This window comes from Rhizobium sp. MHM7A, from assembly GCF_005862215.1.
In the GTDB taxonomy this organism is placed as follows: Bacteria; Pseudomonadota; Alphaproteobacteria; order Rhizobiales; family Rhizobiaceae; genus Rhizobium; species Rhizobium bangladeshense.
Genome location: NZ_VCHT01000001.1, coordinates 928,983 through 954,202, shown reverse-complemented (window position 1 = coordinate 954,202; position 25,220 = coordinate 928,983). Strand labels below are relative to the sequence as shown.

Sequence of the window (25,220 nt, the reverse complement as noted above, 5' to 3'; positions counted from 1 at the left end):
TATTTTCCTTTTCCGGCATCTGCAAGTGGGAAGAAGGAAATGTGACACTGTTGTCGATGCCGCTCTTGACGAAAATTTTTCCGTGGTCGACCCTTTTTGTTAAGATAATTTTCGGAATTCCTGCATGGGTACTTCCCGCTTTCAACTCCTTCTCAGCGCTGCTTCGGAGGAGTTCTGTGCGAGTCTGACACGGTCGCATCTTCGTCTTATCGTGGATTTGGCATCCTTTTTCTTTGCTAGTGCGATAGCCTACAAACTGATCGAGATCGTACTGAATGTTTTCGGGGGGACGTATGTCAGCTGGTCGAGGATCATTGATGAGCGGGGCGCAGCCTTCGCACTTACGTCGCTCATCATCGTAGCCTGGCTTTACCTCAAGGGTGATTATCATCAGAAGTTGCCATTCTGGGATTCGACAAAAAACCTGATTTACGGATGTCTTGTCGCGCTCTTGATCGAGGGTTTTATTCTTTATGCGTATAAGAGCGATGTTTCACGTCTTTTGACCTTTGTGACGTGGATGATCGCTCCCCTCCTTGCCATGGCTGCCAGAGCATTAGAGAGGCGCATAAGTCATGCTCGCGGGGTTGGCCTGGCTTCGGTTTTGATCCTGGGGCGTGAAGTGTCAGCTATAAATGCCGCTCGTTTGGTGTCGTCAGACCCGCACCTTGGTTTGAGCGTCGTTGGTCAAGTCGATCCTGCAGATGTCGATGATATTCTGACGCTTCTCAACGGCTATCCCGATCTGGACTATGTCCTAGTCGCGATGTCAGGTTCCGACGAGGTCGAGAACCGACTTATCCAGCAGCTACGCACACAAGGCGTCGACCTTATCGTGGTGCCCGTCTCGAACGGTGTCGCGTCAGGCATGGAGGTTCGTTATCTCCTCGGCGAAGAATCAATCCTTCTCATCGATAAAATTGAAGTGGTTCCACGTCTCAATCGTCTGGCTAAGCGCGCGTTCGATGTGATTGTTTCCGCGTTGATCCTATCGGTGGTTGGGCTTCCGATGTTGGCAGTTGCCTGGGCTGTTCGCCGCGATGGCGGGCCTGCAACCTTTTCGCACGAGCGCATTGGCCTCGGAGGCAGGGCATTCAAGTGCATCAAGTTCAGGTCAATGGCCACGAACGCTGACGAAATGCTTCAGGCCTATCTCGACAGCAGTGAGGAACATCGTCAAGCCTGGGAGAAGAGCCGAAAGCTGAAGGATGATCCACGTGTCACGCCGCTTGGCCGTTTTATCCGCAAGACGACCATCGACGAGTTGCCACAACTGATAAATGTCTTGCGCGGTGAAATGTCCCTTGTTGGCCCCCGTCCGGTAACCCAAGGAGAACTGGACTATTACGGCAACACAGTCTCATTTTACACATCGGTGAGACCTGGATTGACTGGTCTGTGGCAAGTTAGCGGTCGGAGTGACCTTAGCTATGAACAGCGGGTCCGTTTGGATACGTGGTATGTCAGGAACTGGACACCTTGGCATGACGTCGCCATCCTTCTGAAGACCGTTCCGGCCGTTCTTTTCAGGAAAGGCGCGTACTGAGAATTCCAAGCGTCGCCATCATTTTAACTCGATCATTCAGGTGAATTTCATGCCCGTCATTTTACGTAAAGCCACATTCAATGTTTGGCAGTTTGCCCCCTGGCTTTTCTGCATGCTCTATTGCGCGATCACCGTTCTTCGGGCGTCTCAGCCCTTGGTGTTCGTTCCTTTTGCGGTTTCGATTATTCTGGCGTTCTCATTGACGTTCTTCCTGGCGGGCAAGCTGCGATCCCGAACGGCTCACGCTTTCCTGGCTCTTTTGCTTTTGTTGCCAATTCTGTTGCAAATGCAAAGTTTCCATCTCTCCGGGGAGCTGATCACCGTAATGGCTTTGGCCAATATTGATTCAGCAAAGGCCGTATCCATTAATTGGAAACAAGTCGCACCGTTTGTGGTTCTCGTTGTGTTGTCCATCGCCACATTGGCGTTGCCGGTGAAACATGGAGGTCGTTTGCCGAAGAGCATGATATTAGGGATTCTTGGTGTCTACGGCATACTGCTGGTTCAAAACCTTCGAAATGATCAGATCATCAATCAGCTCGATTTGCCTATTTTCTCCCTCGTAACAACAGTCGCGGACGCCGAATTCACAGAGGGGGGCGTATATCTCAATGCGGAGGACCGGGCCGTTTTGGAAAAGGAATTTCGTAAGGAGGTTACTTACGATCCGAGCCAGAAGCATGCGTCTCTTCTGAGTACGTTTCCTTCGCGACCGAACTTCCTTGTTCTTTTTACGGAAGGCATGTCTGCCCGCATGATGTCCGCTTATGGCGGCTCGCGTCCGACGTTGATGCCAAATATGGATCGTTTCTACCAGGAAGCGCTCGTTTTCGACAACTATTACAACCATACGGCCGCGACATTCCGAGGGTTGAGAGGGCAGCTGACATCTAGCTTTATCGGTGCTCGGGAGGATGGCGAAACCGGACTCGCGTTCGTCGAAAATGGAGAACTGGTTGATCACACCTACAGGGAAAATGTTATCAGTGTTCCCCAGATTCTGAAGTCCCGTGGATACGACACTGCGTTTCTCACGCCACATTCAGAGGAAATGAATCTCAATACCTTCATCAAGGATATTGGTTTCGATCAAGTGATTACCGGAACCGACGTAGCAAAGCTGCAGGGGCATGATCAGGTTCCCGTCGGCGACAAAAACCTTTATCAGTTTTTGCCCGATCTCACGGGCAAGTTAAAGGAGCCATATTTCCTTGGTGTCTATAATTTTGGAACACACCTGTTCCAGGATAGCCCCGATGAAAAGTTTGGTGATGGTGGCAGCGTTGTCCTCAATCGTTTCCATAACGTCGATACCCAGTTCGGCTTGTTCCTGAAGAAGTTCAAGACAGACCCTCAATTCAGGAACACTGTTCTCATTTTGACAGCCGATCACGCTGCGTATCCTGCGCCGGAATTCACGCAGGTCGAGAACGTAAAGCCTGGCTATTTCATCGACCGTATTCCGATGATGGTTTACTGGAACGGCGTAAAGCACCAAAGAATCGACATGGCTGGCAGGAATTCTTTGTCGTTCGCGCCTACGATTATGGAAATGGCAAAGATCAGGGATGCGAAGAATTACTTCCTTGGATGTTCGATGTTCGCAGAAGGCTGCGACATCTCCAGCTACGTGACGAACATTAATGCATTTTACTTCATGACGAACACCGGTCAGATACGCTATTTGACAGAAAACAAGGCTGACCCGGATTACACCACGGCACGAAATTCTGTTGAGCGCTTCGTCAAATATTCCGGGTTTTAAAAGCGTCGCGCTGTATGTCGATTGTCGTCTAATCAGCATACAGCGCGATTTCTGGCAGCGCGGTGAGAACTGACATTGCGTTCACCTCCTAAACCGTTGGTCGCCGTCGTCGCCAACCGCTACACTGGCTAAGTGCAGGCATGAGGAATGGGCATGAAGAGTTTTGTAATCGACGCCAACGGCAGCGCAATTATGTTTCCTGGCAGGGTCCTGGTGTTAACTCTTCCCGAGCACGTGGTTCAGGCGCATGAGCACAGCAGCAAGCTCGGAGGAATACCTTTGCCAGTGTTTGCCGGTGTCGAACAGCTTCTGTCGAATGATCAGGTTGAAATAAGGCTTTCGCACCCGGAAACGGGCGAGCCTTTCTATATTGAAGTGGACGGCAGTTGTCTGGAGTGGGTCCCGCGATAGCGTGTGCTTGACTCGATAATGCTTGAAGGAAAACGCGGCGCTCTTCCGAACGCCGCGTTTTCTGTTTGGATCAGGATTTAGTGTGCTGGTGCCGGGTGGATATGTTTGGTCAATCGGTCGACCATTGGCTTGATTGTCAGTCCCTGGGCGATAATCGAGAAGCAGACCACGATGTAGGTGATCGACAACAGTAGGTCCTTGTATCCGGTATCGGGCATGGAAAGCGCCAGAGCAACCGAAATGCCGCCTCTGACACCGCCCCAGGTCATGATGCGGATCGAGCCTGTGTTGAAGGTCGTGCCGGTGAACCGAAGACCGTGGACCGGAATGGCGACCGAGATCATACGGGCGATCAGAACAATCGGGATCGCAGCGAACATGATGCCCCAGTTGGCCGTTGCGAACTTGATCACCAGGACTTCGAGGCCGATCAGGAGGAACAGCACAGAGTTCAGGATTTCATCGATCATCGTCCAGAACGGCTTCAGGTGAGCCTTTGTCTTTTCCGACATGGCCTTCACACCCCAGTTGCCGATTACGAGGCCCGCGACGACGACCGCGATAGGAACCGAGAAATGTAGCAGGCTGCAGAAAATCGCCGTGCCGAGCACCAGTGCAATCGAAAGGAGGGTCTCGACTGTTTCGTCGTCGATGGAGCGAAGCATGAGGAACGTGCCAAAACCACCGATGACGCCGACAATGACTGCACCGACAACTTCCCACAGGAAGGTCCAGGTGACCGCCAGAGCATTTACAGTGCCCGTTGCGTCGATGATATGACTTTCCGGATCGACAGGCCCCCCTGTGGTCGCCAGGGCGACTGTGAGCAGGACCGTGAAGGCGATAACGCCTGAACCGTCGTTGAAGAGGCTCTCGCCCGCGATTTTGGTCTCAAGGCTCTTGGAGATGTCTGTCGTCTTGAGGATTGACAGAACTGCAACCGGGTCGGTCGGAGAAATTAAAGCGCCGAAGACCAGTGCCCAAGCCAACGGGAGGTCGATCCCCATCATCTGGGCAACGTAGTAGAGACCGCATCCGATGATGACAGTGGAGATGACAACACCGACCGAGGCCATGAGAAAAATTGGTGTGCGGTGCATTCTCAGTTTGCGAAGGTCCACATGCTGCGCGCCTGCAAACAGCAGGAAGGAGAGCATGCCGGTCATCAGCGTTTCGAAGAAATCGATGCTCCGAATGGCTTCTTCAAGATGATTGATGAAGGCGAAGCCGGGAATATAGATGTCCCCGAGGATTAGAACGAGTGACCCCGCCAGAGGCATGATCAACATGGCAATCGCATGGGGAAGCCCGATAAATCGTGCATTCACCCATCCGAGCACTGCAGCCAAAATGATCAGCAGCGCAAAGATGTGGAACAATGACATAAATAACTCCTTTCGGCTGCCCGAATTATCAAGGAATTATCCGGCTTTTGGAAGGGGTTACGTCAACTTTTTGGCAGAAATTGATGCGTTCTAGCAGGAGTTCTGTCGATATCTAAGTGGCCAAGAATTTGAGACCTGTCCGCAAACGGTGGCAGACAGGTCATTGTTTGTCTCACCCTTAGATAAGGATAAGGCGCACGCGGTTTCGTCGTCCGACAGCAAGCTGTAATTCCGTTTCTTGCGGCAGTTTCAGTTTTTCGTCTGTGACATGTGCACCATCGATCTTGACGGCTCCACCCTGCATCAGGCGACGCGCTTCTCCCAGAGTTTTTACCCACCCAAGGGCCTTAATAACAGACAGAAGACCGGTTTCTTCTCCCACTTCAATCGTCTTCAGCTCTGCCTCTCCGACCCCACCAAAGAGTGCTTCCGCCTGCTTCTGGCATCGATCAGCGTCAGCCTCGCCGTGCACGATAGTGGTCACTGCGTTTGCCAGGGTAATCTTCGCTTGGTTGACGGCATCCGGTTGGTCGCTCGCGCACAATTCCTCGATGGCGTCGACGGACAATTCCGTGAAGAGCATCAGGAAACGCCGAACGTCCTGGTCGGCTACGTTGCGCCAGAATTGCCAGAAGTCGAACGGGCTCGTTTTGCCTGGATCGAGCCATACTGCGCCCTTTGCAGTTTTACCCATCTTTGTACCGTCAGCAGTCTGAAGGAGCGGTGTTGTTAGGCCGAACAATCTCTTTCCATCGGCTTTGCGGGTCAGTTCGATGCCGTTGACAATGTTGCCCCATTGATCCGACCCTCCCATTTGGAGCGTGCAGTTGTGTCGCTTCGCAAGCTGCTGAAAATCGTGAGATTGCAGCATCATGTATGTGAATTCGAGAGCTGTCATAGGATCGTTGGCTTCAAGCCGCGCTTTTACCGTCTCCATCGACAACATCCGGGCTACCGTAAAGTGAACGCCGACTTCGCGCATGAAGTCGATCAGCCCCACAGGTTCCAGCCAGGTCGCATTGTCGACGACGATCAGGTCATCATTCGCCACCACTTGCCGGATATTCCTTGTGATGCCCGCAATGTTGTTGGCGACGGCCTGCTTGTCGAGCATCGGTCTGGCTGCGTTGCGAAAGCTTGGATCGCCAACGAGAGAAGTTGCTCCACCAACCAGTGCAATCGGCTTGTGGCCGAGTTTCGAGAGCCACCGCATCGACATCAAGGACAAAAGGTGTCCCACGTGAAGACTATCGGCAGTGCCGTCGAACCCGATGTAGAAAGTGACGGAAGTAGTGCCCAGACGTTCCCTTAAACCTTCAAGGTCTGTGCATTGTGCAACGAAGCCACGTTCTTCGAGAATGGATAGGGTATTTTGATTGATAAATGACATCTTCTTTTCCTTGGGTGTTTAAAAAACGAATCCGCAAGGAAGACTGCAGGCCGACCTTACGGGCGGCTGACAGGAAACAAAGGTGTTCCAACGGCCGCTATCGCGCGCCGTAGTAATAAAAACCTTTGTTTCCGATACTCATGATCATTGTGGTGCTCACATTTGGACGATTTGATCGTAGGGATTCGCATGAGACCTGGCAACGGCAGGAAATCGTCCAAGGAATTTTGGGTATTCGGTGTTACTGAACAGACACAGTTTCTTCGTTTCCAGCCGCGTTTTTCGACTTTATTTACCTTGAATTCCAGTGACTTCCGGGTTTGTTGAGATTTTTGCGAAGTTCTCGTTGCTTTTAGCACAGGAGTTGATATTTAACCCTGGAATTTTATGGGCTTCCTAAGGCGGGGCCGTTCTCGAAGGGGTTTATCTTGAAGATTGTGCTTGGAGCGTTGACAGCGGTGTTGACGTTGACTGCAGTACCGAATGCGTATGCCGGTGGCTTTGAGCGTGGCACGGCCGATACGGACATCCTCTACGAGAACGGGAAATTCGATTTTCGCTCTGGCGTCACCTACGTCCAGCCGAATCGTAAGTTCGACGACAATCCGGTACCGGGTCTGCGCGGCACAGAGTTCTCGCGCGGCTATTACGTCCCGTCTGTCGCTATCAAGGCAAACATTACTGATGCATTCCGTTGCAGCGCGACCTATGTCCGCGCATTTTCGGCCGATTCCGAATACGTGACGATGAGCAATCGAGGCAAACTCGAAGAAAAGTTCAATGCCGACGAATATGGCCTGACCTGCGGTTATTTCATGCCTGCAGGCCCTGGCAACCTCGTTCTGCTCGGTGGCGCTTTCATCGAGACCTTTGACTATGATTTCGAAGGCTTCACCAACAGCCCTATCGGTATCACGCCCCTGAATTTCGGGCTCAAGGACAGTGACATCGGTTACCGTCTCGGTGTCGGCTACGAAATTCCAGAGATCGCATTCCGTACTCAGCTGATGTACCGGTCCGGAACCGATCACACCCCGGATGGTACCGCGCATCTGCCGGTGCTTGGCATGTCGATGCCTGCCGCAGGTGTCGGCGAGTTGCCGCAATCGGTGGAACTCAAGGTCCAATCCGGCATCGCAGAAGACTGGGTGGCGTTCGGCTCGATCAAGTGGACGGATTGGTCCACTCTGAAGACCCTGGATGTCACCATCGGTCCGAGCGGGTTCCAGAATCAGTATTATTGGCAGGACGGCTGGAAGCTCTCGGCCGGTGTCGGTCACAAGTTCAACGACACTTGGTCCGGTCTTGCTGCAATCACCTGGGATCGCGGCGTCTCAACTGGCTATGACCTGATGAGCGACGTATATTCGGTTGCAGCTGGTGTGACACGCAAGGATGAGTGGGGCGGCGAGCTTCGACTGACCGGCGCAGTCTTCTACAACGAGGCGATTGAAGAGACGAAGTATGCCCCCGGCATGAACGCGTCTGCCCAGGCTACCTGGGGCTATGGATTGAATGTCCAATACCGGCTTTCGTTCTGATAGCGGAAATTCATTGATACAATCGGTCAGAGCCGCTGGTGAAACACACGCCAGCGGCTCTTTGTATTTTTGCGCAATCAAAATACGCCAGCGGCTTCGTTGAGTACGCGCAAAGTGCCCCGGCGGGTCTTGCATTCCTCGGAGGCGGTTCGAATGACATTCCGGACCCGCGCTGATTGCGTTACCGAAGCAATCGCGACATTTCCTGTTTGATCGGTCGACTTCACGAAAACGGTCCCGACCCCTACCAGCATTTGAAGAACATTCGCTGACTGCAGGACGTCGACGACGCGGTAGAGTTCGACCTCGTCTTCCGTGCGCACAAGAATGCCTTTACGAATGATGAGGCGTTCGGAGGTGCATTCGTAATTGGTAGTGACCTGACCCAGGAACGACCAGACACCTGGCAAAATGAAGATGGCAGCAAGGATATAGGCCGAGTAATCCATCCACGGCGCGTAGTGGCCCGAAAGTTGAGCGGCAATTCTGGCTGCAATTTCTTGGATTTCTGGGTAGTAGATGAAGCCAGCAACAATGGCGCAAACGCATACGAGCGGAAAAACAATCGCAACGCGTTTGGAAGGAGAACCCGTCCATAGGGAGCGTTCAGTTTCGGCAGCCGAATTTCTTTTATTCATTTTTCCATTCCAACGTTCGGATAGGAAAAATGGTAACGGCGAAAGCTGCAATGAGTAAAGGCGGCTTTAGATCACTGAGGGAGACGGTCCGGCTTCCAGCCCGAGATAGCACTCAAAAAAATCGTCTGCGGTGAGAGTTGCGTCAAGACTGCTGTGTTTCCATTCGAGCCAGATGGAATGTCCGATATTCATGCCCACGCCAGGCTGTTGATGCTTTTCGAGCCATCGTTCGCCGTCTTGCATCAGCCTGGCTACGACACCAAAATCGCCCTGCAACGGCTTCAGGGTCTGGTACGGGGTCCCGATGTCTTCTATCAGAATGACGTCCTGTCCATGGATTGCTACACTCGAAACATTATCTTCGCCGACGCGCTGATGCCTGAAGCTCCAGCCGGAAATTTCCATTGGACATGCGAATTTTCCGCCCGTTAGGTCGTGTTTTTCTTTTTCATTTACCTGCAGCGGCATTGCCTGTCTCCGTCCACACACTGTCCATAGATTTGCGCGAGGGACGCAAGCCACAAGGAAAACTGTTGTGGTAATTTTTAATTCCTTATACCTTTCATATGTCGATAACTTGTCGGCGGCAAAGGAGTTTCCCATGCGCAACGAGGTTTCCCATTTCCGTTAAGTACCAATAACGGAGATACACATGTCTAAAATTGTGCCATTCAACTCCAAGGTTATCGTTTGGAGAGTGGGATTAATTCCTGCGGAACCGGCCTACATCTACCCCGACCTCGATGCGGCGATCCGGTCAATTTTCAACTTCGCTTCGGCGATGACCGATGAAAACGAGACCTTTGTCTACATGAGCCGGTCCTACCATCCGTCGGATTACGAACCGACTGCGTACATGAACGCCTACAATTTTTATTGGGGTGACTGGACGCATATCGATCCGCTGGAGATCGTTGCTCGCGCAGAGGAGTTGGCTGAAGCGTGGCGCAATCGCCCATCATTTCGCATGCGCAATGCCAAGCCATTCGTGTTCCGGAAGGGACCAGTGCCAGGTATTCACAAGCGCAGCGCGGGACGAGGACGTTTCCTTCGTCATCCTGCGACCATGCAGGAAAGGCGGGAAAACAGCGCTATCGACTATGACGGCGAAATGCTTGAGTTGAAGCTGAAGCCAAGGGGACGGCGCAGTCCCTCGATGTTGCCGACGGTGTGGGATGACATCGTCGTTGGCGATCACAGCAATTACAGCTGGAAACGGCATCGCCGTTTCCAGTGGAAAAACTGAATTTAAGGGCCTGCAACTTAACCTGTTTGCAGGCCCTAATTCCTTTAGGCAGCCTTCTGTCCCTGTCGGGTGAGGTTGACTCGGATTGCAGCATCGGCTGTCGGCTTTACATGGATGATATCCATGTGTTCCGTCCTGGGACTGAACAGCAATTCCCGCTCAAGAGGCAACGACCGGAAGAATGGTAATCTCGCGAAGACCGCATTCTCAATCGTTTGCAGGTGGCAGGCATATAGATCGACAGGTTGGGCAAACCACTCGACCTGTTGTTCCTTGGCCCATTGTTTCATAAGGAAATAGCGCCGGTAGAACGCACCATGCTCCGGCCTGATGACAGAAAGCATGTAATCAGCTTCGTAATAGAAGCATGCCATCGCCGTCAAACGGGTTGTGAACAGTGGCAGGTTTGGAATTTTCTGTGAGAAATTCGCATCCGCGCAGAACCTGCTCGAATCTATGAACGAGGCTCCCTGTTCAAAATAAGGTTCAAGCACACCTGGGAAATGTGACCTGGTTGGGCACACAGGCATTGCCGCCGTGGCGTGGTGTATCCTTATGGAACTGGCCAGCTCGCCGTCATAATACAGACCAAAGATTAGCGCATTCGGGCTTTCATCATAATTGTCCGAACTCATGCCTGATGTGTTTTCACCGATCAGACCATCTCTCCGGTAGGCGTCATAGCGAAGCCGAAAGATATCTTCCAGCTCTTCGCCTCCGTTTATTCTGCGGTACTCCAGTGACCTGAGGACTTCGAGTGCCTTCTCTTTGAACCCTGTTTCCAAGGGGGTTCTTTCCTTGGAAGTCTGCATTTCATTCATTCCTATATACCCCGAATTGTTCGGACACCGGATGATTAACAATTTATTAAAAGGCGAACAATCTGGGCCGTTGCGTCAAAATGGTACATCTACCAACATGGTTAACAGGGCGTTAATTCGCAAGTTCGGTCAACGTGTGGCAGGATGTTTTGTTTCCAAATGGGGGTGACAGGGTTGTGGATAGTCCCCATATAATTCGGGTCGCCAGCTGTTTCACGCGACAACAGAAGGAATGCGCGGTGCCTGAAACCTACCGCTACACACACGCCAACCTTGAAAACGTTCACCTCCTGAACGGCTTCTTCATCGAAAACGACCCTGATCTCGGCGAGTCTGCTGGAATTGAGGCCATCAATGAAATGAATGATCGCTTGCGCAAGATCATGATCGTGCAGGCTCCATACCTAGATGGTGTCCAGCTCTACTGGCTGCGATCTGAAATGGGGATCAATCGGGAGACACTGGCCCGCCTGATGGCTGTGCCGGTCAGGACCATCGCCTCTTATGAGGAGAGGAGGATGCCTCTTCCCCAAGAGTTCGATGATGCTTTTCGAAGCCTGTTCTGTGAAAAGATGGGCCTCAAGGTGTACGACAAGACATGGGCCAGTCAGGAGTACGGGCATCCTTATAGCATCCGCCTCGCCATCGAGGGCGGATGCTGGGTTGGCCACATCGCTTACTAGTGTGTCCGGAAGGCGTCGATACCGCCGTGATCCGGATTGATGCTGGCGAGGCCCACCTTCGCCAGTTCACCAGGGTATTCCGCGTCGATGTAGACCGATTGGCCGTCCGGTGATTTGTTGACCAGGATGATTGTATCGAGCACCTCGGTGAAGGTCGCCCGCTTGTCTTCCGGTCCTGCGATGACCAGTTGCAGCCCCATATCCTTGAACAGGGTCAGCAGCGTCTGGGTGTTGGGGACGTCAAGCTTGTTGAAGGCTTCATCGAAAAGAACCAGTCCCATGCCTCCCGGTGTTCCAACCGAATGTCCCGGATAGTAGGCCGCATTCATTGAGGCGGCGAACGACACGTAGAACGGAGCCTGCGCTTCGCCACCGGAGCCTTTGACCGCCCGGGACGACATTGTCGTCCGGCTGCCGACCTTATCCGTCATGGCGATCTCGAAGTTGAAATACTCACGGTAATCCGCGAGCTTTTCCGTACCTTCGTTACCGTGGATCAGGCTTTCGAGTTCCCCGACGGCCTCAGTCAGTTCCTGTGCGTCGAGGCCGACGGCTTCCATATCGGACGCCATGCCGACTTTGATTGCCAGATCGTGCATCTTCTGGAAGCGCGGGTTGACGGCGAAGGTGAGGGCGTAGGTCTGCCCGGTTACTCGATAGCGACTGAGGAGTGCGTTGAGACGCTCGACCTTATGATCCACCTTGATCAGTTTCTCGGCCAGGCGGCTCAGCAGGTCTTCCTTGAGCAGCCTGCGCATTTCGCCAGAAGCTTTCTCGCAAGCCGCGCGGTGTCGCCGCAGCTCGTTGCCTTCCAGGCGTGCCTTTTCTCCCATGACCCATACGTAGCCTGTGGTCATTGTTTCGTGATCGATGGTCGGGACATTGATATCCCAGGCGGCCTTGTATTCCGCGATTTCGCGAATGACGCCGGACTGTTCGCGTTTGACCTCGGATTCAAAGTTGTCGGCCACGACCTTGTAGCTGTTGCGTTGGCCTGAGAGGTAGGCTTTCGGATCGCTTCGTGCCCCTTCGTCACGGCGAAGGTCAGCTCTGATGCGTTTTAGAAGCGTATGCGCATCTGGCTCATCGATTTCGGGATCGAGGGTCAGGAGCTTCTGCACGTCCGGATGGGTAAGCGCGGCCCAGGTCTTTTGCCGTTCCTTATAGGCCTTGGCGTAGGCTTCCAGACCGGTCTCCAGTCTGGCACGTGCATTTGCAGTCTCTTCCTGCAGCTTTGCGATGCGCGGCTCGATCTCGTCCTCAATCTCGCTCAGGTAGAGTTGTCGCTGCTCTTCGATGTATTTGATTTCCTCCAGAAGCGCGGCGGTCTCCGTGCTGTGCCCACCTTCGCCTTGATGCTTCTTCAAGTCCTGCAGACGCCCGGAGAGTGCCTGCAAGGCATGTTCCAGGTGGAACGGGCCATCTCCATCGTTCAGAGTGTCGAGTGCGGTCGGTACAATGCGGGCAGCATCACGCAGCAATGAGAGTTTCGATGATTTTTCCCGAAGCAAGGCTCTGGACCGATCCAGATCGTTGCGCAACGTTTCGGTGCTCTGATGCCGAGCGGCCTTGCCAAACATGAGCGTTTTGGCCTTGTAAGGCACAGACAGTCTCATACCCGAGCGAAACTTCCCATTTCGCATGACCCCTTGGCGCATCCGGCGCAGATCGTCTTCCGTCTCCGCCTTCTGGTAGCCCCCGATGCTGTCGTTCAGGAAAGCGGCAGCGTACTGGTTGTCGGTGGAAAGGGCTTCCAGCACCGATCCCGGATTGAAGTTTGTCCGGGTCATGTTCTGGGCATTGGTCGCGACCAGGGTGCAACCGGCATAAACATCCTGTTCACGCCGCATCATCTCGAATGCTTCGTCGACGCTCTCCGGCGGCAGAATGATGGCCTCTCGCCCTCGGCCGAGCAGGCTTTCGATGGCTTCCTGCCAATCCGGCTCCAGGACTTCGACGACATCACAGAGCGGAATCGGCTGCATGCCGCGCCGTTCCAGTGCATTGATAAGGCGATTTGTCGTTGTCGAGAGAACTGCATGTTGCCCGCCAGATGTGGCAGTCTCCATCAGCTCCACGTCCGATTGAAGCTGCCTGATTTCTGCTGCCAGCTGATCGGCATTTTCATGAAGGAGGACTTCGAGCGCGCGAATGCTCGTAACCTCATCGACCAATCCTTGAAGCTTCTCCCCCTTGTTTCGCAAAATGTCAGGAGTTTGCGCCGTGTCCTGCAAGAGGTTCACGGCTTCCTTTGCAGCGTCGATGGACCGGGCGTGGTGCGGAGCAAGACTGGATTTCAGCGCCGTCAATTGGGCCACGTTGCCCAAAGCGGTTTTGATCCTGGCGATGCGTCCGAACGTTTCTTTCATCTCGCGGTCGACGTGTTGGACCTCCATCTCCAGCTGGCGACGAAGGCTGCCATCACCGCTTGCCTGAATGATCATGTTCTTGGCGCGGAGGTCCTCGTCATACTCGCGAACCCACTGCTTGCGGGTCGCCAGAGCGTTTCGCTCGGTGGCGAGGTCTTTGCCCTTGGTAATGGAGAGTTCCCGGTAATGGCGTACATCGTGTGCACAGCGTCTGGCGTCGGCGATAGCCGCGTTAAAGCGGGCTCCCTCGGCTCTGACCTTGGCCCGTCCCCAGTTGCGGAAGCGATCCGACAGGCGGTTGACACGTCGAAGTTTGTTCTCGATGTCCTCAATGACGCGTTCGAGTTCCTGCCATGTGGCAATCGATGTTCTGACGCGGTCGATATCGAGCTGATCGGGTTCCAGGATGTATTCCCGGACGAATGTCGTCGGATCAAAGATCGGCTTGAACGCCAGACCATTGGCAAAGGCGCGCAGGACGTGTTTAGGGTTCGGCGGCTGTTCGGCCGGTCGCATGATACGCAGCATTTCGCCCGTGAACTTTTCGGCCGATGCGCGAAACTCCTGAAGCTCTGGCGATTTCTTCCGGAGGTTTTCAAGGATGTCTGACCATGGAGCCAGGGTTTCGCGACCGCCGCTGCGCCGCTTATAATCCTCGACAGAATAGGCGTAATCCGGCGCGATGAAGCGGGACAGGACGTCTTCGCGGGAATCGCCCATGCGTGCGGACATTGCCACGCCGACAGTGATCGGTCGCTGCGTTTCCTCGTCCCTGAAGACAAGTGCCAGAACGGTCTCACAGCTGTCCCGCAGCGGCTTGCCACCTTCTGCCGGGTCCTTTGTCAGACCAAGGCAATATTCCAGCACGGATCGCCCGGATCGCCCGCTGGCGCTTGCGTTCAGGTTCAGCCGGTTATGGTTTGCGCCGGTGATGACCGTCTGCACGCCGTCCTGAATGGACGACTTACCGGCACCGGTTGGACCGATGAGGGCAGCCGCCCCCTTGATTTCGATGTCCTTTGCTCCGATCAGATACCAGTTCTGAAAGCATAGCCGTGAGAGCACATAAGGCATGGTTTGATCCTTTTTCTCTAAGCGGCCTGGTCTCGGTCAGGCTGGTCAGGGGTTTCTACCGGTTCAGCCGGTGCCGGTGATGCTGCCCAAAGGCGTAAGTCATCGACAAAGCCATCTGGAACCAGGATGGACACCCCGGGAAGAAGAGTGATCGGCGTCACGCGGTCGATGCGATCTGTAATGCCAATCTTCACAGCGCCCTTGCGCGAAAAGTGTCGCAGTATCTCCATCAGGCGGTTCTCTTCAGGTGGTTCCTGCTGAATGATGGTCTTGTAGCGGTCAATCAGGTCGCCCGTCGTCGTTTCGGCCACTCCACCCTCGCCAATGTCCTGGCGTCCGATGGCTTCTTCCCACATCAGGCGCATGATCAGGAGGACCTGGGTTTCATCCTTGCGAAGGCGTTCATAGACCGTGTCGTAGCGCGATTGACCGTGGGGAACCTCGATAGCGACCATCTGTTCATTGGGATGTATCCGCAAAACATAGCCAGCCGCCCCGAAATAGCGTTCGAAAAACGGGTTGTAGTGGACGATGATGTCGTAGAGACGGCCGAGGTTCGGAAGCCATGAATAGACGCATTGCCGGGTCAAGAGCAGCTGGATAGCCCTTTGCAGTTCCTCCGGTGTTGGCCGTTTTTGCATGTTTGGGCCATGCGGCCAGTCGCCGTCGACAATCTCTGTGAACTCTTTCAGCTCAAGCGGCATTGCGGGTCATCCCTTTCTTCACGGCCACGCGGGGCCTGAGGATAAAATCCTGACACTCGATCCATGGGTTTTTGATCCGGCCCGGTAGAAGCTCCAGTTCATAGCGGGTTGCCGCTACGCCATCGAAGAGGCTTGGTATTTCTCTGAGGCGCTGGAAGCAGACAAATTCCTCCACGGTATGGATCGATATGTCGCTGCCGGTTATTTCCGTTCGTCCCGCCAGTACGCGGTCGATGAACTCGAACATCGTTTTTGGCGTTACCCGAGTGATGCGGGTGTATTCGGTTTTTGCTGCTGTGAACGCCTCGAATGCCGGGTCTTTTGGGACCTCTTTTACCTCCGACACCTGGATCGGTGGTTTCGGTCTCCGTGGTGCTGGGATATGCGGCGGCCCAACTGGAAGGCTGGTCGGCAGATGCGGTAGTTTTAGTGAGATGTAACCGTCTGGCGTGGGGGCAGCGGAGATCGCCTTGATTGTCTCGATCAGACGGGCTTCGGCGTTGCGACCGGCCCGATCCATATATCGTGCGGTGTTGAGAATGCGCTTTTCGATGCGCGAAACGGTAGCATCAATGGCGGCAAGGTGGTTTTCCGTACCATCAAAGATCGCGATGATCTCGGCCAGATCGCTTTGCACGTCAGCACGACCAGCCTCGACCGTGGCGGAGCGACCCTCGTTTGCGTAGGCTTCTGCCAGCGCCTGTATGAGAAGGGGCGAGGAAGTGATCTGGTTTGCCTGATGGATGATCCGGGACCGAAAACGGAAGGGATTGGTCTTCGTGTGGAGTGTTTTGTAGTCGGTAATGAGGTGTCGCTGGACGAAGTCTTCGAAAAATGCCTTGAAGATATCGTGCAGGGTCTCCCGTCTGAGGATGAACTCTTCCAGTTTTCTGAGCGATACCGACACGATCCGCATATGGGATAGGAAGTCCCGCGCGCCTTTGAGGGCGTTTCGGATGTTTTCCGAGCGTTCTTGCGGGTTGGCGGCAGCATTTTCGAGTGCCGAAAGGACGCCGATGACCGCGCCGCCATAGGTTCTGGTCTCTCCGCGATTGATCGACGACAGGACATGTAGCAGCCCGGCCGCATCGGGATCGATATCGACCAGCCTGATGTAGCGATCCTTGCTTTCGATCAGCCAGCCGGTCTCGATCAATCGCTTGTAGACTGCTCTCGCGCGATCTTCATCACTGAGCCCACCCTGGCTTTCGTCTTCGTCTCGCACCTTTCCATTGTCCCGTTCCCAGTTCCGGTGGAACGCGGTGATTTCGTAGAGGACGTCCGTTCGTCTTGGGGCGTCTGCTGTCAGCCCGAACGTCTTCTCATGGAGAGAGAGCAGCAGGTCGGCGTAAAAACCCCTGGATGGAGACGCCAATGGCTTGAACAGGTCAGTGGGTAGTATGTCGAATAGCGCCAATGGCACCGGCCCCTGAAAAATGAATCAATGGTTAAGATCGCCGGAGCAGACCTCTTTTTACCGGCACTCGTCAACCTCTGACACCTTTGAACGCGCCAACTCTCACAGACTTCTGACGGAATTGGCTGTTTTTTGGCTTCCTGGCAGCAATTCTGAGCTGGTCTCAAGCGGTTTGCGGGCTGTCATGAAGCCTTGAAATTCGAATCAAATCGCACCTAGAATTTCTAAAGGCCGAGAGGCAACGGGTTATCTTTCATGACAACAATTGCGTCATCTGACGTGTTTATTCCTGCTGGCCCTTACTGTTATCAGCTACTTGAAGTGGTGAACCGCCCTGGCCAGTTTCCTCTCCTGCGCACCAGGCCTTGCAGTCATTTCGAGAAAGTCGGCGAGACCAGTCGCTGTAACTTTCTTGGCGTGCAAGGTGACCTTTTACTCGACGATTCCTGCAAAATCTGCGGTTTGAACGACGACGCGGAAGAGTAAGCCTGTGTCTGTCATTCCGAGCCGCATTGCAGACATTCAGGTCTTGAGAGGAATTGCAGTTAGCGCAGTCTTTATCCAGCACTATGCTTCGTGGTTCCCCCTAAGGGTAGCGGACAGCTCGATGAAGCTGAACTTCCTTTGGATTGGGGTCGACCTGTTCTTTGTGATCTCTGGCTTCCTCATCGTCTCGAAGCTTCTAACCTATGAGCGCGACGCGCCTTTGACGGTGTTCAAATCGTTCTGGCTTGCCCGGTTCCGGCGGCTTTTACCCGCAGCCGCTTTCTGGGCGGTGGTCGGATTGCTCGTATCCCTTGGTCTTACCTGGCTCGAAAACGCCTCGATCACCCAGGTCGGGTCCACCTCATTGGCATCGCTCACCGGTGTTTCGAACCTTTACTGGTCAGCCTGTGCTCACGGTTATCTCTCTGAAAGCGTCTGCGCCGGGAAGGGACCGTTTGCAGTGTACTGGAGCCTCTCGCTCGAAGAGCAGTTTTATCTGTTGGCGTCTGCCTGTCTTCTCCTGGGCTATCGGAAGTGCTTTCTTACTCTCCTCGTCGTGGCCTGTGCATGGAACCTGTCGACCGCCTGGACTTCACCCTGGTCCTTAGGTTGGGTGCTGAGACCATATGGCTTGGCCGTCGGGAGCGGTCTTGCATTCATTTTCTGGAAGTGGCCCGGGTTATCCTCGAAAGTGATGGCTGTTCCTGATCGGGTAGCCCTGGCGGCGATCCTGGTCTGCCTGATCATCTTTATGGGAATTTTCTACACCCCTGTGACGACCTTGCTCGCCTGCCTCTTCTGCGGCGTTCTGGTCTGGCTTGCGGCCATGGACGGCTGTTTTTCGAAAACACCGGTTGGTCGATGGGTGGAGTATCTCGGTGAGCGATCCTACTCCTTCTATCTCTCCCACGTCATCGTTATTCTCGTCGTCAGGGATATTGTCATGCGCTTCACAGGAACGAAGGATATGGAGACCTTGCCCCAGTCGTGGCTGGTATTCGCTGCGACGTTCGGCGTTACCCTTATCGTGTCAGACCTGTCGTATCGCCATATCGAGAACCGGTTCAGGCTGCGAGGTAAGGGTAGTCAGCCTGGTCGCCCCTTGCTGGCGGTTCGTTGAGACGCTACCTATCTACACGGTGCGGATGACATTACCGCTGAGGCGTGTGAACAGAAGGCAAGGGGCAGTGGCAATGGAATTCGAGCGTTGGAAGGCTTTACCGCCGGTCGCAAATCTCGCGAAGTCGCTGTCCTTCGACGCAGAACTTTTGCAATGTAAAGACTGGGACGAATATGCCAAGCGGTTCATCGCGGCGAATGGCGATGACGGCCACATGATCGAGGCGGCTCGCAGGCTATCAAAGACGGCCTCGACGGGCGAAATATCCGTGTTGGCAGCGATGCTTCATGCAGGTGATTTCTCGCACGTCGCCGACGAAATCTCGCAGGTGGGCGTCTGGTCGAGGTTTGAGCGTACGCGTGGCGATCATGCCGAAGCCGTTGCCCTTGCCATCAAGCGGTCGTGACGTTGGCTCGGTCATCATGGTATGACCACAAGCAAACAATGCCCCGATAACTGACGTTACAGGGGCATTGTCGAAGACACTGTGTTTAGCCCTTCTTGAAAATCCGGCTGAAACTTCCGACGAACGGAGTCTCATCAGCTCGCAGTTCAAGCGGAGAGTAATAGTTGTCGATGAGAGCCTGGGTGATCCTCACACGCTGGTCATCTCCCTTGTTCTCGTAAATGACGTATCCGTCCTCATACATCTCGGAGATAAATTCCCGGCGGAGAGCCGACAGATCGCGTTCAACGAGTGTCGAAACATTTGGGCAGTGGATTGCCCATGCCCGACGTTCCTGATCGAGGAAGGAGTTCACTGCTCGGTACAGGCGTGCGTCGCTGATCCGCAGACGCGATGCCGACCTCATGTCGATTTCATAATCTGCCAGGTCGTTGCGGATCGGTCGCAGATCGTTGACGTTGATCTTTCGCGTTAATGCCATATGGGTAAAGATTGCATCGACCAGAAGGTTGATGGCATAGCCAAAGGAGATTTTCTTTTCGCGTGCTTGCGTCGAGAGTTCTTCGTAGCTCTTTTCAAGGGTGCGATCCGCTTTTGTCTTTCGACCATTCTGCCGCGCATCAAAGAATAGCTTCGTTTCAGCGCGAAGCTTTTGTGCGAGCTGGGTGAATGCGTCCTGAAATGCCTGAGGTAGCAGGTCTTGTTGAGCAATCACGGTTTGATTCATTTTTATACCTTTATCTGGATGGGAAAAGTTCGCGTACAAATTCGACAATTCCTTCGTCCAGGAACTCTTGGACACAGGGGTCACACACGATGCCGTTGCGAATGTGCTTCGGGCGACCGCTGCGGAAACGATGAATCACGGTGTCAGTAATCGCACTTCCGTAAGCACCGGAAATTTCGTTGCCGTGAATGTAGCTCGCGCAGTCATTTGCCTGGTTACGGCTGAACACATGGCCGTAACCAGTGCCGCAATGACTGCAGTGAACCTTGTAATCCTTGAGCGAATTCATGGCCTTCTGTCCGATATCGCCAAGTTTGTAATGGGGACGGCAGACCGAGATATATCGTTTCTCGCCGCCGGGTTCGATTACATTCCCGCTTCTTTCGATTTTGCCCGTTGGGCCGTAACGCAAGATCATCGTTGCGGCTTTTCCGCAATGGCAGATATTCCTGACTTCGTTGATGACATCTGCAACCGCGAGAATTTTCGCGACGGAAGGTCCGAAGATTTCGCCAAAAGCGTTGTTTTTCAGGCCATAGGCCATAACCGGTATGCCGAGGTAATCGACGACATCCGTCGCCTGCTCGATGTGGTCCGCTGTCATGAAGTTGACTTCGTCAAGGAAAACAGCAGACAGCTTTTCTTTCCCATGCTCGGCTTCGATTAGGTTGAACAGATTTTCGTCCTGTCCGAGAGGGTAGGCATCTGCCTCCACGCCGATCCGTGCAACGATCTTCCCGGTGCCGGACCGGGTGTCGCCCATGCTGGTAACGAGGAGAACGCGTTTGCCGTGATCCTTGTAAACATAGGCGGCCTGCAGGAGGTCGGTGGTTTTACCCGAGTTCATTACCGAGTAGTTGAAATACAGCTTTGCCATGCAAGACGTCCGATTTGATTTTGCGATCTGCCGCTGGAATTTGCATCGATAATTCCTTGCGTGCCGAGGTCTGTCAATCTATTTTGATGAGAATTCCTTTGTGGTGAGTGCATCAAAATATGCTTTCAAGTTTTCTATCTCCTTCCGGCTTGATGGCGCGGATGAAGGGTGCAGATTGGGAGAGGGTTCTCACCCTGATCAATGACCGTAATGCCTCCATCTGCCTGGTGCTGCATTTTCTTCTTTTCCTGGCTTTGCCGTTCACGCTTATGGTCTATGTGTCCGACAAGATGCTTGGCGGCACTTCAACGCCGTTGAAAGAAGGCGACATCGTCATCCTTCGAATGCCACAGGAAGTCTGGAGCGGTTTCTTTTGGTTCTCCAATTTCTATGGAGCCCTCTGCGGAGTGGTTATCGTCGTCTTTGTTCTTTATCACCTGTGGGACAAAGGATTTAAAGCCGATCCTTTTCTCCGAAGCGCAGTGAAAGCCGGACTTGCAATCGCTGTTGCGTCGGGCCTCCCGCTCAAGCTGATCGTCAATTACCTGATGATCATGCCAGCCTCGGATCGTGTTGCCGTCGATATCCTTGGCGTTGTCGATCTCACCGCCATCGCTTTCTCGCCGTATGTCAGCGCAACCGGCCCATGGTTTCTGGTGAAGTTTCTGATCACCTGCCCCCTGTTTTTCAGCCTGCTTGCGCTCGTTCATTGGCGTAAAAGCGATAACTAATCAAGGAAGTTCATCCGATGCCGCGTCACATTGATTTCCACGTCCCGCTCGACCTTCTGACCACCCCTCGCTCCGGAGAGTGCGTTGTCGACAGCTGGTGGATGGTTCACCCGGAACACGGCGCTTTGTTCGTTGCCGACGTATGGGAAACCTCGATGTCCCGCGCACCGATACCGAGGACCAATTACGATGAGCGCATCGTAAAGAGGTTCTTGCAGAAGGGCTACGAGGCGCGGCAGATAAAGGTTGCGTTCATGAGCCAGGCCTATGGACCGATGAAGACGGCCTACGATGCCTACAAGGCGAACAAGAGTGCGTGATTTGTTAATTTGCCGTGACTGGAGCGAGGGTGGGTGGCCCGCACAGTATTCGACTGGTGCAGCTATCGTCTGGCCGCCAGTTGTTTAAAGCGTGGTAGGGCTTTACATTACTGTGCAGATGCAAAGGAGTTCTCATCGTGGATTACAAGGATATTTTTGCCGACATCACCAGTCATGCCGGTGACTTCAAGAAAGCTATCGCTATTGCGAAAGCACATGCACAAGTTCGTGATCCGGATATCGATGACAAGGCTTACTGGGACAAGCAGCTCAAGACCTATGAGCGCATCGAGAAGGTTGCCACGCTCATGATGGGTGGCGATGAGTTTGAGCCGGTCGGCGACACCAACAAAGAAAAGTTTGAAAGCGTATACGATCATGCGAACGAGAAGGTTCAGGCGTTCGAAGCTGTGACTGGTGTGGAAGACGTCGCGCTGAAGATCAAGAGCCTGTCTGCGGCCGAGCAGGTCGCCCTGGTGCTCGGAGATATGTATTATCAGATTGGCAATGGCGGAATCCAGCAATACATCGACAATGGTTATGCCGCCCAGACTGGCGCGATCAACATCTCTGCTGCGGCATTGATCTCCCGTTTCAGCAAGCTCACGACAGATGTTGATGAAGAGGTTTCTAAAGCTGTCAAAGCCTGCGCGGCTGCTGCTCACGAGCATGCGGATTTGAACGACTACAGCGAAGGCTTCTTTGACCGAACGATTGCGAAGTTTGGACCCCTTGAAGCGGCGCTCTTCGAATTGGATCAAGAGCGTGTCTTCGAATACTTCTTGGGTGCAATCCAGCGGCTGGAACCGGCAAGCCGTCCCTTTATCGAGGGACTGGTTGTGAATGAGCCAGTGGCCGCTCTCACCCCTTGATCCCAGTACGATTTCGAGCGAACAGGGCCCGCAAAAGCGGGCCTTTTTGCGTTCAGCAGTTGCCGCGCAATTTGTTCGAAAGATCGAGCCAGTATTGGACTTTCGCGTAAAGCTTCTCGGCTTTTTCCGTCTTACCCTGTTCGTTCGCCTCGTTTGCATCGGCGAGGTGACGGCTGCCCATCATATCGGCATGGGCAATGCGCTCACTCAGGGTCTTTTTACTCTTGGCCATTATCGACATCCTTTTTCAGTTTGAACTTTGATCCCGAGCGATACCCGGCGTCAATCTCGGCGTTGCATTTCTCTATGGATGGCCCGTATCCGAGACTGGCTTCGGTTTCCCCGACACATCCCCAGCAGTCGCCGCCACAGTCTGAGGACAGTGGATCGCCTTCCACGTCGAGTTCCCTTCTGCAGGTGGCGCAGGCGGCCTTGATGATCGAGTTCATAAGCCCATCGCTCTCCGGTCGATAAGTTCGGGGTTCCATTCGTCCCTAGCAATCTCTTCCGGAACGTTCTTGACCACCAGTTCTTCAAGCTGCGCCGGAAGTTCTGCCTTGGTCATGATCCTGGAGAGGCCTCGTTTGGACAGCGGGACACCGACCTGGAGATTGAGGCGTTGCCAGGGATTTTTCAGCGCCCAGTCCATGGGGTCGATGCGGTCGAGGAGGTGATTGCCAGATGGGGCTTCGGCGAGGTCATAATGCTGCAGTACGTCGGGCAACTGGCTGACCTTTACACCTGCGAGCAGTGCCACTTCAAATGCGTTCACAGGGGAGAGGATTACGCCGTAAGACGGCTTCGTGTGGGTGATGACACATTCCCGACCGGTGTATTCGCCGTATTTTTCGACATTGACGGTATCCAGCAGCGAGTGATCGCTGGATCGCTTCGCCTTGGCTGGCACCAGGCGCGTCAAGCTTCGCATCGTTCGCGGCAACCCTTCGATGTCGGCAAACTTCGTCATTCCCAGCCTGACCTGCGGCCCGGTTCGGTTTGTGTAGCTGCGGCTTTTTGCGTTGGTTTCATCCAGCCAGATCAGCCCGCACCCGGCCATTTTCAGGATTGCTTCGCGATTCCGCTGGACGGCCGTCGTATACCACTTGAGCACGTCCTTCTTGCGCTCTTCGTATTCCTGTTGCGCCAGGATCGCGATCTGCTCGACGTAGTTCGCCCGGGCGATGTACATGCGGTTGGCCAGCAGGTTCTCCCGGCTTCCGAATGTGGTGGCATCCAGAGACTGGATTACGTTGGTGCGGCTCTTGAACTCTTCCTTCTTGAAGTAGTCCAGTGCTGCGACCTCGGTTTTCTTGCGTTCGTTGACCTCGCCGTTATGTTCGATGAAGACCAGTTTGTCGGGGGAGGCGATAGCATTTAACGACGCTTCGGAAATGCGGTGCCGGTAACGTTCCTCCAGCCATTTGTTCCGGTTCGAACATTGTTTGCCGATGCCGTCCGCCTCGGTGGCGTCGGCAGCTTCCTGCACTGTGACAGGCGCGACATTGATCGGCTGATACCCGATGGTCGGAAGACCCGCCTTGTAGGCAGCGAGTTCGAGTTTGTCCTGAACAAGCACCATTTCTCCAGTGTAGGAGAGCGCAGGAGCCTTGAAACCCTTTTTCCAGAAGCGGTCGATAATCAGATCGAACATCATCAGTGTCCAGACGAGTTCACCTGGAGCCAGTTCCGAGATCGGCTTGACCGGCAGAGCCTCTTCCTGGTGAAGGACGAGAGCCGTGCTGTCGCTTTCGGCAAAGGCAAGTCGACCGTCTTCATCCGTCTTGATGTTCATGATGCCGTAAGGGAACCAGTGCTTCGAGATGCGCTCGTCCATTTCGCGGTCGGGACGGCGGCTCTGGCTCGGCTGCAGTGGATGGGTCCATTGCGGCGCGTCAGACAGGACAAAAATGTTGTGCCCGTTCTTGATCAGGAAGCAAAAGAACGAGTGGTAATCATTGTGGTCGCGGATGAGGTTCAGAGAGACCCCTGACGGCATATGGAACGCCGCCTCAAGCATGGAGTTGATGTTCCACCACTGGTGAACCATGGGATGGTAAAGAGGTTTTGTTCCCTCTTCAGCCGGTTGCCCGTCGAAGAACTGGTCGACCTTGAGTTTCTGCATGCTGCGAAGGGCGTCACGGCGAAGGATACCAAGCGTTTCGACCTTGTCGATGAGTTTGGCGACGTCTTCGCGTTCGTCGGCACCGTAGTGCTTCAAGCCGTTCCTGACTGCCTGCATCAACATCTCTGTCTGCTCGGCCACTTCAGGGCGATTCAGCAACTCGATCAGTCGACGGGTTCTTGCAACATCTTTCTCGACCTCGCCTGGCGTTTCGATGAGCGTCTTTAGCGTGTATTCCCGGTCCGCGATGAAGACGTTGAGAAAATGTCGGAGGAGGAGGGTTGCTGTGATCTCGGACGTATCGATTTCGAAAGCTTCCTGGAGCGCTTTCAATGTATCGTACAGTCTCCAGGCCCCAATCGTCTTCGCACTCTCTTCAGCACGAATGCCGATGAGCTGTTGCCACAGTTCGAGTGCTTCTTCGGTCGGGGTCTCGAATTCCATCAACGCGTAATCCTTGATCCAATAATGTTGACATTATCCGTGAAATAAGGAATTCGCAAGTCAATTTTTGATCGGGCTGCTTGGGGATGTTGGCCACCAATTAAATCGCAATGCAGGCACGAAAC

Annotated in this window: 24 protein-coding genes; 11 read left to right on the top strand and 13 right to left on the bottom strand. The window is 54.0% G+C overall.

The annotated features are described in order from the left end of the window. Positions 1-124 precede the first annotated feature (124 nt). The 3 genes from FFR93_RS05495 to FFR93_RS05485 all read left to right on the top strand — a co-directional run bounded on the left by FFR93_RS05495 (position 125) and on the right by FFR93_RS05485 (position 3,722). Positions 125-1,546, top strand: a complete 1,422-nt coding sequence (locus FFR93_RS05495) for an exopolysaccharide biosynthesis polyprenyl glycosylphosphotransferase (protein WP_138392370.1) — start codon at positions 125-127, stop codon at positions 1,544-1,546. A 49-nt stretch (positions 1,547-1,595) separates the two neighbouring features. After that, positions 1,596-3,311: a sulfatase-like hydrolase/transferase gene (locus FFR93_RS05490; protein WP_138392369.1), complete on the top strand. Its 1,716-nt coding sequence runs from the start codon at positions 1,596-1,598 to the stop codon at positions 3,309-3,311. 153 nt (positions 3,312-3,464) lie between these two features. Beyond that, entirely contained in the window at positions 3,465-3,722 is a 258-nt protein-coding gene (locus tag FFR93_RS05485) for a hypothetical protein (RefSeq protein WP_138392368.1), read from the top strand. A gap of 77 nt (positions 3,723-3,799) precedes the next feature. Here the strand turns inward: FFR93_RS05485 and FFR93_RS05480 are convergent, their stop codons facing one another. Both FFR93_RS05480 and tyrS read right to left on the bottom strand, forming a co-directional pair. Then, the gene (locus tag FFR93_RS05480) at positions 3,800-5,107 is read right to left on the bottom strand and encodes a sodium:proton antiporter (protein WP_138392367.1); all 1,308 of its coding nucleotides are present in this window, start codon (positions 5,105-5,107) and stop codon (positions 3,800-3,802) included. A 178-nt stretch (positions 5,108-5,285) separates the two neighbouring features. Beyond that, the gene (gene tyrS / locus FFR93_RS05475; RefSeq protein WP_138392366.1) at positions 5,286-6,497 is read right to left on the bottom strand and encodes a tyrosine--tRNA ligase; all 1,212 of its coding nucleotides are present in this window, start codon (positions 6,495-6,497) and stop codon (positions 5,286-5,288) included. Between the two features lie 437 nt (positions 6,498-6,934). On the opposite strand from tyrS, the gene FFR93_RS05470 reads away from it, so the two are divergent. After that, the gene (locus tag FFR93_RS05470) at positions 6,935-8,038 is read left to right on the top strand and encodes an outer membrane protein transport protein (protein ID WP_246661287.1); all 1,104 of its coding nucleotides are present in this window, start codon (positions 6,935-6,937) and stop codon (positions 8,036-8,038) included. Positions 8,039-8,115: 77 nt separating this feature from the next. Here the strand turns inward: FFR93_RS05470 and FFR93_RS05465 are convergent, their stop codons facing one another. Together FFR93_RS05465 and FFR93_RS05460 are read right to left on the bottom strand one after the other, a co-directional pair. Next, entirely contained in the window at positions 8,116-8,676 is a 561-nt protein-coding gene (locus FFR93_RS05465) for a PH domain-containing protein (protein WP_138392364.1), read from the bottom strand. A gap of 66 nt (positions 8,677-8,742) precedes the next feature. Beyond that, positions 8,743-9,144 (bottom strand): hypothetical protein, encoded by a 402-nt coding sequence (locus tag FFR93_RS05460; protein ID WP_138392363.1) that lies wholly within the window; start codon positions 9,142-9,144, stop codon positions 8,743-8,745. Between the two features lie 184 nt (positions 9,145-9,328). Here FFR93_RS05460 and FFR93_RS05455 point away from each other — a divergent pair, with 184 nt between their 5' ends. Continuing rightward, a complete protein-coding gene (locus FFR93_RS05455; RefSeq protein ID WP_138392362.1) occupies positions 9,329-9,922 on the top strand; it encodes a hypothetical protein in 594 nt (197 codons plus the stop codon). 44 nt (positions 9,923-9,966) lie between these two features. On the opposite strand, the gene FFR93_RS05450 is transcribed toward FFR93_RS05455, so the two are convergent. Then, on the bottom strand, positions 9,967-10,734 hold the full coding sequence (locus FFR93_RS05450; protein WP_171049100.1) for an acyl-homoserine-lactone synthase: 768 nt from the start codon (positions 10,732-10,734) through the stop codon (positions 9,967-9,969). Positions 10,735-10,982: 248 nt separating this feature from the next. On the opposite strand from FFR93_RS05450, the gene FFR93_RS05445 reads away from it, so the two are divergent. After that, complete coding sequence (locus FFR93_RS05445) at positions 10,983-11,426, top strand: hypothetical protein (protein WP_138392360.1); 444 nt, start codon at positions 10,983-10,985, stop codon at positions 11,424-11,426. Here the strand turns inward: FFR93_RS05445 and FFR93_RS05440 are convergent. Genes FFR93_RS05440 through FFR93_RS05430 form a run of 3 tightly spaced genes read right to left on the bottom strand, consistent with a single transcriptional unit; the run spans position 11,423 to position 16,990 of the window. Further along, positions 11,423-14,869 carry an SbcC/MukB-like Walker B domain-containing protein gene (locus tag FFR93_RS05440; protein WP_138392359.1) on the bottom strand — a complete coding sequence of 1,149 codons (3,447 nt, stop codon included), beginning with the start codon at positions 14,867-14,869 and terminating at the stop codon, positions 11,423-11,425. The two genes, FFR93_RS05445 and FFR93_RS05440, sit on opposite strands and share 4 nt — an antisense overlap. A gap of 17 nt (positions 14,870-14,886) precedes the next feature. Further along, positions 14,887-15,573 (bottom strand): DUF4194 domain-containing protein, encoded by a 687-nt coding sequence (locus tag FFR93_RS05435; RefSeq protein ID WP_138392358.1) that lies wholly within the window; start codon positions 15,571-15,573, stop codon positions 14,887-14,889. Then, on the bottom strand, positions 15,563-16,990 hold the full coding sequence (locus FFR93_RS05430) for a Wadjet anti-phage system protein JetA family protein (RefSeq protein WP_138392357.1): 1,428 nt from the start codon (positions 16,988-16,990) through the stop codon (positions 15,563-15,565). The genes FFR93_RS05435 and FFR93_RS05430 overlap by 11 nt, the downstream gene beginning before the upstream one ends. A 490-nt stretch (positions 16,991-17,480) precedes the next feature. On the opposite strand from FFR93_RS05430, the gene FFR93_RS05425 reads away from it, so the two are divergent. Together FFR93_RS05425 and FFR93_RS05420 are read left to right on the top strand one after the other, a co-directional pair. Beyond that, positions 17,481-18,596, top strand: coding sequence for an acyltransferase (locus tag FFR93_RS05425; protein ID WP_138392356.1), 1,116 nt, complete (start codon positions 17,481-17,483; stop codon positions 18,594-18,596). A gap of 73 nt (positions 18,597-18,669) precedes the next feature. Next, positions 18,670-19,002 (top strand): hypothetical protein, encoded by a 333-nt coding sequence (locus FFR93_RS05420; RefSeq protein WP_138392355.1) that lies wholly within the window; start codon positions 18,670-18,672, stop codon positions 19,000-19,002. A gap of 85 nt (positions 19,003-19,087) precedes the next feature. Here the strand turns inward: FFR93_RS05420 and FFR93_RS05415 are convergent, their stop codons facing one another. Continuing rightward, positions 19,088-19,729, bottom strand: coding sequence for a hypothetical protein (locus FFR93_RS05415; RefSeq protein ID WP_138392354.1), 642 nt, complete (start codon positions 19,727-19,729; stop codon positions 19,088-19,090). A gap of 10 nt (positions 19,730-19,739) precedes the next feature. Further along, complete coding sequence (locus FFR93_RS05410; protein WP_138392353.1) at positions 19,740-20,606, bottom strand: thymidine kinase; 867 nt, start codon at positions 20,604-20,606, stop codon at positions 19,740-19,742. 161 nt (positions 20,607-20,767) lie between these two features. Between FFR93_RS05410 and FFR93_RS05405 the strand changes: the two genes are divergently transcribed. From FFR93_RS05405 to FFR93_RS05395, 3 genes are all read left to right on the top strand, one after another. Continuing rightward, positions 20,768-21,337, top strand: coding sequence for a hypothetical protein (locus tag FFR93_RS05405; RefSeq protein ID WP_138392352.1), 570 nt, complete (start codon positions 20,768-20,770; stop codon positions 21,335-21,337). Positions 21,338-21,354: 17 nt separating this feature from the next. Then, a complete protein-coding gene (locus FFR93_RS05400) occupies positions 21,355-21,657 on the top strand; it encodes a hypothetical protein (protein WP_138392351.1) in 303 nt (100 codons plus the stop codon). Positions 21,658-21,794: 137 nt separating this feature from the next. Continuing rightward, complete coding sequence (locus FFR93_RS05395) at positions 21,795-22,529, top strand: hypothetical protein (RefSeq protein WP_138392350.1); 735 nt, start codon at positions 21,795-21,797, stop codon at positions 22,527-22,529. Between the two features lie 52 nt (positions 22,530-22,581). Here the strand turns inward: FFR93_RS05395 and FFR93_RS05390 are convergent, their stop codons facing one another. The 3 genes from FFR93_RS05390 to FFR93_RS05380 are packed head-to-tail and all read right to left on the bottom strand — an operon-like array spanning position 22,582 to position 25,095. After that, positions 22,582-22,761: a hypothetical protein gene (locus FFR93_RS05390; RefSeq protein WP_138392349.1), complete on the bottom strand. Its 180-nt coding sequence runs from the start codon at positions 22,759-22,761 to the stop codon at positions 22,582-22,584. After that, the gene (locus tag FFR93_RS05385; protein ID WP_138392348.1) at positions 22,748-22,978 is read right to left on the bottom strand and encodes a hypothetical protein; all 231 of its coding nucleotides are present in this window, start codon (positions 22,976-22,978) and stop codon (positions 22,748-22,750) included. The genes FFR93_RS05390 and FFR93_RS05385 overlap by 14 nt, the downstream gene beginning before the upstream one ends. After that, positions 22,975-25,095, bottom strand: a complete 2,121-nt coding sequence (locus FFR93_RS05380) for a hypothetical protein (RefSeq protein ID WP_138392347.1) — start codon at positions 25,093-25,095, stop codon at positions 22,975-22,977. The genes FFR93_RS05385 and FFR93_RS05380 overlap by 4 nt, the downstream gene beginning before the upstream one ends. Positions 25,096-25,220 lie beyond the last annotated feature (125 nt).